Genomic DNA, 12944 nt, shown 5'->3' on the forward strand with positions numbered 1-12944 from the left:
AGTATATTAAGGCGTCGATAGAAACAAGCATTGAAAGGCACAGCAGTAGTCAAACAGTGTGAAATGCTACTGGCGCCTTACAGCGCAAAAAGGCTGGTGACTAAAAAGTCACCAGCCATCAGCCTAATTTCTTAGGCTGCAACCAGAAAAGTTGGCTTATTTAACTTCAACTTCAGCGCCAGCTTCTTCCAGAGATTTTTTCAGTGCTTCTGCGTCGTCTTTGCTGATGCCTTCTTTCAGGGCAGCCGGAGCAGATTCTACCAGGTCTTTAGCTTCTTTCAGACCCAGGCCAGTTGCGCCACGTACTGCTTTGATAACAGCAACTTTGTTAGCGCCAGCAGCTTTCAGAATTACGTCGAATTCAGTTTTTTCTTCAGCAGCTTCAGCCGGGCCAGCAGCTACAGCTACAGCAGAAGCAGCGGAAACACCGAATTTTTCTTCCATTGCAGAAATCAGTTCTACAACGTCCATTACGGACATAGCGGATACTGCTTCAATGATTTGATCTTTAGTGATAGACATTTAAATTGTTCCTGAAAATCAGAATAAGTTTATACGTAAGCAGATGCTTGAGTAAGATAACTGCGATTAAGCAGCTTCTTTCGCATCGCGTACAGCAGCCAGAGTACGAACCAGTTTGCCAGCCGAAGCTTCTTTCATGGTTGCCATCAGGCGTGCAATTGCTTCTTCGTAGGTTGGCAGAGTTGCCAGACGATCGATATTCGACGCCGTAATCAACTCACCTTCAAAGGCTGCGGCTTTGACCTCAAATTTTGCATTCGCTTTCGCGAACTCTTTGAACAGACGAGCAGCTGCGCCCGGGTGTTCCATAGAGTATGCAATCAGGGTCGGACCAACAAACGTGTCTTTCAGGCACTCGAACTGAGTACCTTCAACGACGCGGCGCAGCAGGGTGTTACGAACAACACGCATGTATACGCCAGCTTCACGACCTGCTTTACGCAGTTCAGTCATTTTATCTACAGTTACGCCACGGGAATCCGCAACTACTGCAGACAGCGCGCCTTTGGCTACTTCGCTGACTTCAGCAACAATCGCTTGTTTGTCTTGAAGATTTAAAGCCATTAGCTTTGCTCCTGGATGTTTGCCGGAACTCATGTTCCGGAACTCACTTCACTCTTCCCAACGGAAAGAGCGTCTAAATACGGTGAGCAGAAACAAGCCAGAGTATCAGAAATAATCTTAGCGTTCTGTCACCGTCTACGCAGGGCATTAAGTTTCTTACGAAACACCTGCGGTCTTCGACGGAGGCCTGGATAGGCCAGGCTCCAACGAACAAATCTTGTCTATGACTTCGGCCTTTGAACTGTAGCCGCGTTAGCTGCTCTCGTTCACACCGATCATGTAGTTAACTACACTCCCGGCGATTCACTCAATTGCTGCCTTGCTACAATTCAAATGACTCGCATAGAGTTCTGTTTATTTAAACAGAAACGTGGGGGTAAGATTGTAGACAAAATCACCGCCCACGTAAAGGCGAATATTAGTTCGCCACAGTCGCAGTCAGACCGGACTGATCAACGGCAACACCAGCACCCATGGTGGTGGAGATGCTAACTTTCTTGATGTACACGCCTTTAGCCTGAGTCGGTTTCGCTTTTTTCAGCGCAACCAGCAGAGCTTCCAGGTTTTCTTTCAGTTTGTCAGCGTCAAAATCCACTTTACCGATGGTAGTGTGGATGATGCCGTTTTTGTCGTTACGGTAACGAACCTGACCTGCTTTAGCGTTCTTAACTGCTTCAGCAACGTTCGGCGTTACGGTACCAACTTTCGGGTTTGGCATCAGGCCACGCGGACCCAGAACCTGGCCCAGCTGGCCAACAACGCGCATTGCATCCGGGGAAGCAATAACAACGTCAAAGTTCATTTCGCCTTTTTTGATCTGGTCAGCCAGATCTTCCATACCTACCAGCTCAGCGCCTGCAGCTTTAGCAGCTTCAGCGTTTGCGCCCTGGGTAAATACGGCTACGCGAACGGAACGGCCAGTACCGTGCGGCAGTACAGTTGCACCACGTACGTTCTGGTCAGATTTACGTGCGTCGATGCCGAGATTAACAGCAACGTCCACGCTTTCTACGAATTTAGCAGTGGCCAGCTCTTTCAGCAGAGCGATAGCTTCGTTGATGTCGTACTGCTTAGTAGCATCAACTTTGTCACGGATCACGGACATGCGCTTGGTCAGTTTAGCCATTTCTTAGTCCTCCACTACCAGGCCCATGGAACGTGCAGTACCTTCAATGGAGCGAGTCATCGCTTCAATGTCGGAACCAGTCATGTCGGCAGCTTTGGTCTGCGCGATTTCCTGCAGCTGAGCGCGGGAAATTTTACCCACTTTGTCTTTGTTCGGCTTACCGGAACCAGACTTGATACCAGCCGCTTTCTTCAGCAGAACTGCTGCCGGAGGCGTTTTGGTAACGAAAGTGAAAGAACGGTCAGCGTAAACGGTGATAACAACCGGGATCGGCAGACCTTTTTCCATGGAATCAGTTTTTGCGTTGAACGCTTTGCAGAATTCCATGATGTTCACGCCTTGTTGACCCAGTGCTGGACCTACCGGCGGGCTCGGGTTAGCCATACCAGCTGCAACCTGCAGCTTGACATAGGCTTGGACTTTCTTAGCCATTCTAAATTCCTCTAGTTGGGTTATAGCGCCTCAAGGAGGCTCCCCGTGATTAAATTCGTTTTACGGACAGAATCCATAAAAACAAAAGGCGCGAAATTGTATTCCAATCTCGCGCCTTGTGCAACGATTAAATCGTCGCTTTTTTGATCGACGTGTTAGGCTTTTTCAACCTGAGCGAAGTCCAGTTCAACTGGAGTCGCGCGACCGAAGATAGACACGGAAACTTTCAGACGAGACTTCTCGTAATCCACTTCTTCAACCACACCGTTAAAGTCAGCGAACGGACCGTCGCTAACACGAACCATTTCACCTGGCTCAAACATCGTTTTCGGACGTGGCTTATCACCAACCTGCTGCAAGCGGTTCATGATCGCATCAACTTCTTTGTCGCTGATAGGTGCCGGACGGTCAGATGTACCGCCGATAAAGCCCATCACACGCGGCACGCTGCGCACCAGGTGCCAGCTTGCATCATTCATTACCATCTGGACCAGTACATAGCCCGGGAAGAATTTACGCTCGCTTTTGCGACGCTGGCCGCCACGGATTTCGACCACTTCTTCGGTCGGCACCATGACTTCACCAAACAACTCTTCCATATTTTGTAACTTGATATACTCACGCAGCGAGGTCGCTACGCGGCCTTCAAAACCGGAAAACGCCTGAACGACGTACCAGCGCTTTTTAGGGGCTTCAGACATCTTAGAACCTCAGGCCAGTGATAAAGGATACCAGGCGAACCAGAATACCATCCAGTCCCCACAGGATCAGTGACATTACCGCAGTGACCGCAGCAACGATCAGCGTGGTGTGCAGCGTTTCCTGGCGAGTTGGCCAAATGACCTTACGGACTTCGGTTCTCGCTTCACGGGCAAAAGCAACGGTCGCTTTACCTTTTGTCGTCAACAGCGCGACACCACCCGCTGCGGCAATCAGAATCACTACGGCCAGCGCACGCAGCGGCAGCATCATGTCACGATAGAGGTAGTTGCCAACGATAGCTACAAGCAGCAATACAGCGACAACAACCCACTTCATCGCTTCCAGGCCGCGCCCGCTTCCTTGAGCTTCGGTATTCGCACTCATAAACCAACCTGTCAGAAGTATCTACAAACATTTTCACCCCGCGTAAGCGAGGCGATCCAAACCGAAATGCTCTGGTGCGTTTCGGACTAAACGCCCTCTTCAGAGCCTGTCTCAGCAATGATTATGACAAAAAAAATCACTGATGAGCCAGGTTCTGGTGTGAAAGCGTGCAAAAAGGGCATCAAATGATGCCCTTTTATTGCGCATTGCGTCAAATGTTATCGGCAATTAGCTCATTACTTTGGCAACAACGCCCGCGCCAACGGTACGGCCGCCTTCACGGATTGCGAAACGCAGACCGTCGTCCATCGCGATCGGGTGGATCAGGGTAACAACCATTTTGATGTTGTCGCCCGGCATTACCATCTCTACGCCTTCCGGCAGTTCGATGGTACCCGTCACGTCAGTAGTACGGAAGTAGAACTGCGGACGGTAGCCTTTGAAGAACGGAGTATGACGGCCGCCTTCATCTTTGGACAGGATATAAACTTCAGATTCGAACTTGGTGTGCGGCTTGATAGAGCCTGGTTTAGCCAGTACCTGACCACGTTCGATTTCTTCACGTTTGATACCACGCAGCAGAACACCAACGTTCTCACCAGCACGGCCTTCGTCCAGCAGTTTGCGGAACATTTCAACGCCAGTACAGGTAGACTTAGCAGTCTCTTTGATACCAACGATTTCAACTTCTTCACCAACTTTGATGATACCGCGTTCTACACGACCGGTAACAACGGTACCACGACCGGAGATGGAGAATACGTCTTCGATAGGCAGCAGGAACGGCTTGTCAATCGCACGCTCTGGTTCTGGGATGTAAGAATCCAGGAAGCCAGCCAGTTCGATGATTTTCGCTTCCCACTCTGCTTCGCCTTCCAGCGCTTTCAGAGCAGAACCACGAACGATCGGCGTGTCGTCGCCCGGGAAATCGTACTGAGACAGAAGTTCACGAACTTCCATTTCTACCAGTTCCAGCAGCTCTTCGTCATCAACCATGTCGCATTTGTTCAGGAACACGATGATGTATGGAACGCCTACCTGACGACCCAGCAGGATGTGCTCACGAGTCTGCGGCATCGGGCCGTCAGTCGCAGCAACAACCAGGATCGCGCCGTCCATCTGCGCAGCACCGGTGATCATGTTTTTAACATAGTCGGCGTGGCCCGGGCAGTCTACGTGTGCGTAGTGGCGAGTCGGGGTGTCATATTCAACGTGAGAAGTGTTGATGGTGATACCACGTGCTTTTTCTTCCGGCGCGTTATCGATCTGATCGAATGCGCGAGCAGCACCGCCGTAGGTTTTAGCCAGAACGGTAGTGATTGCAGCGGTCAGCGTTGTTTTACCATGGTCAACGTGGCCGATAGTACCGACGTTAACGTGCGGTTTAGTACGTTCAAATTTTTCTTTAGACATCGATTGTCCCTCTAAGACACGGATAAATCGGTGATATCACCACATCAACCAGGCAATATACCTGAGCTGTTGAATGCTTTTAAAAGTAAACAGAGAGAAACGGGAAGGAGAAGTGAAGTGGTGCTGATACCCAGAGTCGAACTGGGGACCTCACCCTTACCAAGGGTGCGCTCTACCAACTGAGCCATATCAGCACGTCTGGAGCGGGCAGCGGGAATCGAACCCGCATCATCAGCTTGGAAGGCTGAGGTAATAGCCATTATACGATGCCCGCATCCTGAAACTCGGCTACCCAGTTCTTTCTGTAACAAAAAAGAGATTTCTCTCTTTTATGTTTGAGCTGATTAAATTTTTTAACCAACTCAGGCGGCGATAGCGCTGCCAGAAAGTGGTGGTGGGGGAAGGATTCGAACCTTCGAAGTCTGTGACGGCAGATTTACAGTCTGCTCCCTTTGGCCGCTCGGGAACCCCACCGGACTTGATGGTGCCGACTACCGGAATCGAACTGGTGACCTACTGATTACAAGTCAGTTGCTCTACCTACTGAGCTAAGTCGGCATCAAGTAGCGCGCATTTTATGGATACCTGCGTGCTCATGCAACTAAAAAATTGCATAAAATGTTCTTCCGCTCACATTTTGCACTATACGTCCGATAAATAATCTATTTCTTGTCTGAATTGCACAAATTTCCAACGTTGGGCGTTATAACCGGAGAGGGTTTTGCTCCGTTATTCACGTCCGGGCAGAGAGAAAGCACATCTTTATACATCTGGAATACTCGTCACAATGCTTTTCAGGGGACGATTTTTTCTTATTATTCCCCCTCATCTGGTGTTACCCTCCTGCCCATTGTCCAAATTAACTGAAATGTGCGTGCCATTGCGTGCCGGGGATGATTTCGTTTTTTATCACTGACCTGATATAGCAATGACAGCCAGACCATGCGTATGAGTATAAAAGAGCAAGCGTTAACGTCGCCTTACCTACAGTTTGATCGCAACCAGTGGGCTGCGCTTCGTGATTCAGTGCCGATGACCCTGACCGAGGAAGAGATTGCTCGTCTGAAAGGCATTAACGAAGACTTATCGCTGGAAGAAGTTGCTGAGATTTATTTGCCTCTATCGCGTTTGCTAAATTTTTACATCAGTTCAAACCTGCGACGCCAGGCTGTTCTGGAGCAATTTTTAGGCACAAACGGCCAGCGTATTCCTTATATCATTAGTATTGCAGGCAGTGTTGCGGTGGGTAAAAGTACAACCGCGCGCGTTTTGCAGGCACTGCTGAGCCGCTGGCCAGAGCACCGCAAAGTTGAGCTGATTACGACCGATGGTTTCCTTCACCCAAACCAGGTGTTGAAAGAACGCGGACTCATGAAGAAGAAAGGCTTCCCCCAGTCTTATGATATGCACCGTCTGGTAAAATTTGTTTCCGACCTAAAGTCAGGCGTCCCTAACGTCACTGCCCCGGTCTATTCTCATCTGATCTATGATGTGATCCCTGATGGCGACAAAACGGTTGCCCAGCCGGATATATTGATTCTCGAAGGGTTAAATGTATTACAAAGCGGAATGGATTACCCCCACGACCCGCATCATGTATTTGTTTCTGACTTTGTCGACTTTTCTATTTATGTTGATGCGCCAGAAGAATTACTCCAGACGTGGTATATCAACCGCTTCCTGAAATTCCGCGAAGGGGCATTTACCAACCCAGACTCTTATTTCCATAACTATGCGAAATTGTCGGAAGACGAGGCAATCAACACCGCCACATCGCTATGGAAAGAAATTAACTGGCTGAATTTAAAGCAAAATATTTTGCCAACTCGTGAAAGAGCCAGCTTGATTATGACCAAAAGCGCCAATCATGCCGTTGAGCAAGTCAGGTTAAGAAAATAAATAAAAAAGGGGAGCCGATGCTCCCCTTCTTCTTATTATTCTGCACTTCTGAGCGATATTTCTCCGCCCATCCATGGCTTTATCTCACCATTCTGCTCAAGCAATAGTGCACCTTGAGCATCTATTCCCCGCGAGATACCAAATATTTCTTTATCACCAATAATGAGTTTAACCGGGCGGTTGATAAAGTTATCAAGTACCTTCCAGCGTGATAAATAAGGCACCAACCCCTCTTGCTCAAACAGTATCAGCGCAGCACGAAGCTCGCGGATCAGCCGAGCCGCAAGAGTATTACGGTCAATGTTTATGCCTGCTTCCTGTAGGTTAATCCACCCCTGATTAACCACATTCTCTTCGACCCGACGCATAGACATGTTAATGCCGGCACCAATAACAATTTGCGCGGCATCACCAGTCTTCCCGGTGAGCTCAACCAATATACCGGCCAGTTTTCGATCGAGCAGGTAGAGATCATTAGGCCATTTGACACGGACTTTATCCGCCCCCAGATCGCGTAAAACCTCAGCCATGACGATACCAATGACCAGACTCAGGCCAATCGCCGCTGCCGGGCCCTGCTCCAGGCGCCAGAACATAGAGAGATACAGGTTAGCACCAAATGGCGAAAACCATTTACGCCCACGCCGGCCACGACCAGCCTGCTGATACTCCGCCACGCAGGCATCTCCGGATGCCAGTTGCCCAATTCGATCCAGCAGATACTGGTTGGTTGAATCGATTACGGGTAGAACAGTGATATTTCCGCCGCCCAGCTGAGAATGAATAACGGATGAGTCTAGTAGCTGGATGGGCTCTGGTAAGCTGTAGCCTTTACCTGGAACAGTAAATACATCAACGCCCCAGTCGCGTAACGTCTGGATGTGTTTGTTAATCGCTGCACGACTCATTCCCAGTTTTTCACCGAGTTGCTCACCTGAATGGAATTCACCATCAGCCAATAATGAGATGAGCGTCAGGGGGACGGTATTATCCTTCATGCGATGATCTCCACAGCATTCACTTCACCCTGTGGGCCGATAAATCTGACCTCCGGCTCGAGCCAGACATTGAATTTTTCACCGACGTTTTGCCGTACATGATGCGCTAGTTGCACCACATCCTGACTGGTCGCACGGTCTGCATTGATCAGTACCAGTGCTTGCTGCTGATGTACAGCTGCACCACCAATACGCATGCCTTTTAGCTGGCATTGATCGATAAGCCAGCCGGCAGCCAGTTTCACTGAACCATCTACCTGCGGGTAATGAGGTGCAGTCGGGAATTTGGCCAGCAGTTCCTGCGCAACATGCTCTGTAACAACCGGGTTTTTAAAGAAGCTACCCGCATTACCGTTAACTTTCGGATCGGGTAGCTTTGTTGTGCGCATATGGCAGACAGAATCAAAAATCTGCTGAGGCGTCACGGTTGCGGGATCCAGACGCGTCAGGTCACCGTAAGTCAAAACGGGCTGCCACTGTTTAGACAAGCGCAGACCAACGGCTACAATCGCGAAACGATCCTGGTACTCATGCTTAAAGATGCTGTCACGGTAACCAAATCGACATTCTGCGGCGTTAACGCGCAGATGTTTGCCGGTCGAAAGCTCTACGCAGTCCACGTATTCGCAGACGCGCTGAAGTTCCACACCATAAGCACCAATGTTCTGGATTGGCGATGAGCCAACACAGCCGGGAATAAGCGCCAGGTTTTCCAGTCCAGGCATACCAAGCTGCATTGTATGCTGTACCAGATGATGCCAGTTCTCACCAGCCCCTACGTGTAAATGCCACGCATCAGGTTGTTCAGTAATCTCTATCCCCTTGATACGGTTGACGATTACCGTGCCATGGAAGGTATCAAGAAACAGGACGTTACTCCCCTCGCCCAGGATCAGTACTGGATGATGTGATGCATTGGCTGATTGCCAGGCATTCAATAATTGTTGCTCATTTTCGGCGCAGACAAGTTCGTTAGCTTGCTGATCGATGCCGAAGGTATTCCAGGCTTTAAGGGAGTGATTCATAGACGCTTTCCTGATGCAAAATCGCGCTTAGTTTACCGCATATGCCACAGGATGGCTTGTGTTATGGAGGCTCAGGGTATTGCTTTGCACCCGATGGTGCCGCGATGTGCCTGATGCGCTGCGCTTATCAGGCCTACAACATACATTCAGTCCGGTTCATCCGCCTGTTTCCGGAAAAACACGCAGACGCAAAAAAGCCCATCCGTCAGGATGGGCTTCTTCACTTATTTGATGCCTGGCAGTTCCCTACTCTCGCATGGGGAGACCCCACACTACCATCGGCGCTACGGCGTTTCACTTCTGAGTTCGGCATGGGGTCAGGTGGGACCACCGCGCTACAGCCGCCAGGCAAATTCTGTTTATCAGACCGCTTTTTGCGTTCTGATGTAATCTGTAATCAAGCTGAATTTCGATGTCTGTCTTTCGCCAAAACACCTTCGGCGTTGTAAGGTTAAGCCTCACGGTTCATTAGTATCGGTTAGCTCAATGTATCGCTACACTTACACACCCGACCTATCAACGTCGTCGTCTTCAACGTTCCTTCAGGAGACTTATAATCTCAGGGAGAACTCATCTCGGGGCAAGTTTCGTGCTTAGATGCTTTCAGCACTTATCTCTTCCGCATTTAGCTACCGGGCAATGCCATTGGCATGACAACCCGAACACCAGTGATGCGTCCACTCCGGTCCTCTCGTACTAGGAGCAGCCCCCCTCAATTCTCCAGCGCCCACGGCAGATAGGGACCGAACTGTCTCACGACGTTCTAAACCCAGCTCGCGTACCACTTTAAATGGCGAACAGCCATACCCTTGGGACCTACTTCAGCCCCAGGATGTGATGAGCCGACATCGAGGTGCCAAACACCGCCGTCGATATGAACTCTTGGGCGGTATCAGCCTGTTATCCCCGGAGTACCTTTTATCCGTTGAGCGATGGCCCTTCCATTCAGAACCACCGGATCACTAAGACCTGCTTTCGCACCTGCTCGAGCCGTCACTCTCGCAGTCAAGCTAGCTTATGCCTTTGCACTAACCTCCTGATGTCCGACCAGGATTAGCTAACCTTCGTGCTCCTCCGTTACTCTTTAGGAGGAGACCGCCCCAGTCAAACTACCCACCAGACACTGTCCGCAACCCGGATTACGGGTCTACGTTAGAACACCAGCCATTAAAGGGTGGTATTTCAAGGTCGGCTCCATGCAGACTGGCGTCCACACTTCAAAGCCTCCCACCTATCCTACACATCAAGGACCAGTGTTCAGTGTCAAGCTATAGTAAAGGTTCACGGGGTCTTTCCGTCTTGCCGCGGGTACACTGCATCTTCACAGCGAGTTCAATTTCACTGAGTCTCGGGTGGAGACAGCCTGGCCATCATTACGCCATTCGTGCAGGTCGGAACTTACCCGACAAGGAATTTCGCTACCTTAGGACCGTTATAGTTACGGCCGCCGTTTACCGGGGCTTCGATCAAGAGCTTCTCCTTACGGATAACCCCATCAATTAACCTTCCGGCACCGGGCAGGCGTCACACCGTATACGTCCACTTTCGTGTTTGCACAGTGCTGTGTTTTTAATAAACAGTTGCAGCCAGCTGGTATCTTCGACTGATTTCAGCTCCATGAGTAAATCACTTCACCTACATATCAGCGTGCCTTCTCCCGAAGTTACGGCACCATTTTGCCTAGTTCCTTCACCCGAGTTCTCTCAAGCGCCTTGGTATTCTCTACCTGACCACCTGTGTCGGTTTGGGGTACGATTTGATGTTACCTGATGCTTAGAGGCTTTTCCTGGAAGCAGGGCATTTGTTACTTCAGCACCGTAGTGCCTCGTCATCACACCTCAGCGTTAAAAGAAGTCCGGATTTACCTAAACTTCCCGCCTACATGCTTAAACCGGGACAACCGTCGCCCGGCTAACATAGCCTTCTCCGTCCCCCCTTCGCAGTAACACCAAGTACAGGAATATTAACCTGTTTCCCATCGACTACGCCTTTCGGCCTCGCCTTAGGGGTCGACTCACCCTGCCCCGATTAACGTTGGACAGGAACCCTTGGTCTTCCGGCGTGCGGGTTTTTCACCCGCATTATCGTTACTTATGTCAGCATTCGCACTTCTGATACCTCCAGCACCCCTCACAGGACACCTTCAACGGCTTACAGAACGCTCCCCTACCCAACAACACATAGTGTCGCTGCCGCAGCTTCGGTGCACAGTTTAGCCCCGTTACATCTTCCGCGCAGGCCGACTCGACCAGTGAGCTATTACGCTTTCTTTAAATGATGGCTGCTTCTAAGCCAACATCCTGGCTGTCTGTGCCTTCCCACATCGTTTCCCACTTAACTGTGACTTTGGGACCTTAGCTGGCGGTCTGGGTTGTTTCCCTCTTCACGACGGACGTTAGCACCCGCCGTGTGTCTCCCGTGATAACATTCTTCGGTATTCGCAGTTTGCATCGGGTTGGTAAGTCGGGATGACCCCCTAGCCGAAACAGTGCTCTACCCCCGAAGATGAATTCACGAGGCGCTACCTAAATAGCTTTCGGGGAGAACCAGCTATCTCCCGGTTTGATTGGCCTTTCACCCCCAGCCACAAGTCATCCGCTAATTTTTCAACATTAGTCGGTTCGGTCCTCCAGTTAGTGTTACCCAACCTTCAACCTGCCCATGGCTAGATCACCGGGTTTCGGGTCTATACCCTGCAACTTAACGCCCAGTTAAGACTCGGTTTCCCTTCGGCTCCCCTATTCGGTTAACCTTGCTACAGAATATAAGTCGCTGACCCATTATACAAAAGGTACGCAGTCACCCCATAAAGAGGCTCCCACTGCTTGTACGTACACGGTTTCAGGTTCTTTTTCACTCCCCTCGCCGGGGTTCTTTTCGCCTTTCCCTCACGGTACTGGTTCACTATCGGTCAGTCAGGAGTATTTAGCCTTGGAGGATGGTCCCCCCATATTCAGACAGGATACCACGTGTCCCGCCCTACTCTTCGAGTTCACAACACATGCGATTTTGTGTACGGGACTATCACCCTGTACCGTCGGACTTTCCAGACCGTTCCACTACCACACATGCTGATTCAGACTCTGGGCTGCTCCCCGTTCGCTCGCCGCTACTGGGGGAATCTCGGTTGATTTCTTTTCCTCGGGGTACTTAGATGTTTCAGTTCCCCCGGTTCGCTTCATTACGCTATGTATTCACGTAATGATAGTGTGTCGAAACACACTGGGTTTCCCCATTCGGAAATCGCCGGCTATAACGGTTCATATCACCTTACCGACGCTTATCGCAGATTAGCACGTCCTTCATCGCCTCTGACTGCCAGGGCATCCACCGTGTACGCTTAGTCGCTTAACCTCACAACCCGAAGATGTTTCGTAAAACACATCGTGTTGCGAAAATTTGAGAGACTCGAACACACCGCTTTTCATTTCTTATTACGGAGAAATGAAACAGTGTGTCGTTTCAATTTTCAGCTTGATCCAGATTTTTAAAGAGCAAAACTTCGCAGTGAACCTTTTCAGGTACACTCTGAAGTTTTCTTGGTTTTTTGCAGTAAAGATGGTGGAGCTATGCGGGATCGAACCGCAGACCTCCTGCGTGCAAAGCAGGCGCTCTCCCAGCTGAGCTATAGCCCCATCGTAGTTATCTCATTCACCTTAATTTTTGTTGAAGCAAGGCGTGGTGACACGAAGCATACTGAAGTATGTGAGTGTCGCCGCAACGCAGCATCAGCAAAAATTTGGTAGGCCTGAGTGGACTTGAACCACCGACCTCACCCTTATCAGGGGTGCGCTCTAACCACCTGAGCTACAAGCCTGCAGAGATTTTTACTGCTAATTTTCATCAGACAATCTGTGTGAGCACTACAAAGTACGTTTC

Annotated in this window: 10 protein-coding genes, 6 tRNA genes, 2 rRNA genes and 1 pseudogene; 2 read left to right on the forward strand and 17 right to left on the reverse strand. The window is 50.1% G+C overall.

The window, feature by feature from the left end:
- Nucleotides 1-156: 156 nt before the first annotated feature.
- The 11 genes from rplL to HV261_RS01205 all read right to left on the reverse strand — a co-directional run bounded on the left by rplL (nucleotide 157) and on the right by HV261_RS01205 (nucleotide 5701).
- On the reverse strand, nucleotides 157-522 hold the full coding sequence (gene rplL, locus HV261_RS01155; protein WP_202037218.1) for a 50S ribosomal protein L7/L12: 366 nt from the start codon (nucleotides 520-522) through the stop codon (nucleotides 157-159).
- Nucleotides 523-588: 66 nt separating this feature from the next.
- Nucleotides 589-1086, reverse strand: a complete 498-nt coding sequence (gene rplJ / locus HV261_RS01160; protein WP_005132895.1) for a 50S ribosomal protein L10 — start codon at nucleotides 1084-1086, stop codon at nucleotides 589-591.
- A 418-nt stretch (nucleotides 1087-1504) separates the two neighbouring features.
- Nucleotides 1505-2212 carry a 50S ribosomal protein L1 gene (rplA, locus tag HV261_RS01165; RefSeq protein ID WP_005132897.1) on the reverse strand — a complete coding sequence of 236 codons (708 nt, stop codon included), beginning with the start codon at nucleotides 2210-2212 and terminating at the stop codon, nucleotides 1505-1507.
- A gap of 3 nt (nucleotides 2213-2215) precedes the next feature.
- Nucleotides 2216-2644, reverse strand: a complete 429-nt coding sequence (rplK, locus tag HV261_RS01170) for a 50S ribosomal protein L11 (protein WP_003033122.1) — start codon at nucleotides 2642-2644, stop codon at nucleotides 2216-2218.
- A gap of 155 nt (nucleotides 2645-2799) precedes the next feature.
- Nucleotides 2800-3345, reverse strand: coding sequence for a transcription termination/antitermination protein NusG (gene nusG / locus HV261_RS01175; RefSeq protein WP_003033125.1), 546 nt, complete (start codon nucleotides 3343-3345; stop codon nucleotides 2800-2802).
- A 1-nt stretch (nucleotide 3346) separates the two neighbouring features.
- Nucleotides 3347-3730, reverse strand: a complete 384-nt coding sequence (gene secE, locus HV261_RS01180; RefSeq protein WP_003033128.1) for a preprotein translocase subunit SecE — start codon at nucleotides 3728-3730, stop codon at nucleotides 3347-3349.
- Between the two features lie 228 nt (nucleotides 3731-3958).
- Entirely contained in the window at nucleotides 3959-5143 is a 1185-nt protein-coding gene (tuf, locus tag HV261_RS01185; protein ID WP_003031109.1) for an elongation factor Tu, read from the reverse strand.
- Nucleotides 5144-5261: 118 nt separating this feature from the next.
- Nucleotides 5262-5337 (reverse strand) — tRNA-Thr (locus HV261_RS01190).
- A gap of 5 nt (nucleotides 5338-5342) precedes the next feature.
- Nucleotides 5343-5417: transfer RNA gene (locus HV261_RS01195), tRNA-Gly, on the reverse strand.
- Between the two features lie 115 nt (nucleotides 5418-5532).
- Nucleotides 5533-5617: transfer RNA gene (locus HV261_RS01200), tRNA-Tyr, on the reverse strand.
- An 8-nt stretch (nucleotides 5618-5625) separates the two neighbouring features.
- Nucleotides 5626-5701 (reverse strand) — tRNA-Thr (locus HV261_RS01205).
- Between the two features lie 19 nt (nucleotides 5702-5720).
- Here HV261_RS01205 and HV261_RS27575 point away from each other — a divergent pair.
- Nucleotides 5721-5801: pseudogene (locus tag HV261_RS27575) on the forward strand (hypothetical protein); the annotation flags it as partial.
- A 290-nt stretch (nucleotides 5802-6091) separates the two neighbouring features.
- Entirely contained in the window at nucleotides 6092-7042 is a 951-nt protein-coding gene (gene coaA, locus HV261_RS01210; protein ID WP_202037219.1) for a type I pantothenate kinase, read from the forward strand.
- A 35-nt stretch (nucleotides 7043-7077) separates the two neighbouring features.
- Here the strand turns inward: coaA and birA are convergent, their stop codons facing one another.
- The 6 genes from birA to HV261_RS01240 form a co-directional block, all read right to left on the reverse strand.
- Nucleotides 7078-8040 carry a bifunctional biotin--[acetyl-CoA-carboxylase] ligase/biotin operon repressor BirA gene (gene birA / locus HV261_RS01215; protein WP_137381307.1) on the reverse strand — a complete coding sequence of 321 codons (963 nt, stop codon included), beginning with the start codon at nucleotides 8038-8040 and terminating at the stop codon, nucleotides 7078-7080.
- Entirely contained in the window at nucleotides 8037-9065 is a 1029-nt protein-coding gene (gene murB / locus HV261_RS01220) for a UDP-N-acetylmuramate dehydrogenase (RefSeq protein ID WP_202037220.1), read from the reverse strand. Before murB ends, birA begins: the two co-directional genes overlap by 4 nt.
- 233 nt (nucleotides 9066-9298) lie before the next feature.
- A 5S ribosomal RNA gene (rrf, locus tag HV261_RS01225) occupies nucleotides 9299-9414 on the reverse strand.
- A gap of 98 nt (nucleotides 9415-9512) precedes the next feature.
- Nucleotides 9513-12419: ribosomal RNA gene (locus tag HV261_RS01230) — 23S ribosomal RNA — on the reverse strand.
- Nucleotides 12420-12624: 205 nt separating this feature from the next.
- Nucleotides 12625-12700, reverse strand: a tRNA-Ala gene (locus HV261_RS01235).
- A gap of 105 nt (nucleotides 12701-12805) precedes the next feature.
- Nucleotides 12806-12882: transfer RNA gene (locus HV261_RS01240), tRNA-Ile, on the reverse strand.
- Between the last annotated feature and the right edge of the window lie 62 nt (nucleotides 12883-12944).

This window comes from Citrobacter sp. RHBSTW-00671 (assembly GCF_014103415.1).
Taxonomy (GTDB): domain Bacteria; phylum Pseudomonadota; class Gammaproteobacteria; order Enterobacterales; family Enterobacteriaceae; genus Citrobacter.

What these genes read in the sequence shown, in the direction of transcription:
- birA (WP_137381307.1), bottom strand. Translation starts at nt 8,040, where the DNA reads ATGAAGGATAATACCGTCCCCCTGACGCTCATCTCATTATTGGCTGAT.
- murB (WP_202037220.1), bottom strand. Translation starts at nt 9,065, where the DNA reads ATGAATCACTCCCTTAAAGCCTGGAATACCTTCGGCATCGATCAGCAA.
- coaA (WP_202037219.1), top strand. Translation starts at nt 6,092, where the DNA reads ATGAGTATAAAAGAGCAAGCGTTAACGTCGCCTTACCTACAGTTTGAT.
- rplJ (WP_005132895.1), bottom strand. Translation starts at nt 1,086, where the DNA reads ATGGCTTTAAATCTTCAAGACAAACAAGCGATTGTTGCTGAAGTCAGC.
- rplL (WP_202037218.1), bottom strand. Translation starts at nt 522, where the DNA reads ATGTCTATCACTAAAGATCAAATCATTGAAGCAGTATCCGCTATGTCC.
- rplK (WP_003033122.1), bottom strand. Translation starts at nt 2,644, where the DNA reads ATGGCTAAGAAAGTCCAAGCCTATGTCAAGCTGCAGGTTGCAGCTGGT.
- nusG (WP_003033125.1), bottom strand. Translation starts at nt 3,345, where the DNA reads ATGTCTGAAGCCCCTAAAAAGCGCTGGTACGTCGTTCAGGCGTTTTCC.
- secE (WP_003033128.1), bottom strand. Translation starts at nt 3,730, where the DNA reads ATGAGTGCGAATACCGAAGCTCAAGGAAGCGGGCGCGGCCTGGAAGCG.
- rplA (WP_005132897.1), bottom strand. Translation starts at nt 2,212, where the DNA reads ATGGCTAAACTGACCAAGCGCATGTCCGTGATCCGTGACAAAGTTGAT.
- tuf (WP_003031109.1), bottom strand. Translation starts at nt 5,143, where the DNA reads ATGTCTAAAGAAAAATTTGAACGTACTAAACCGCACGTTAACGTCGGT.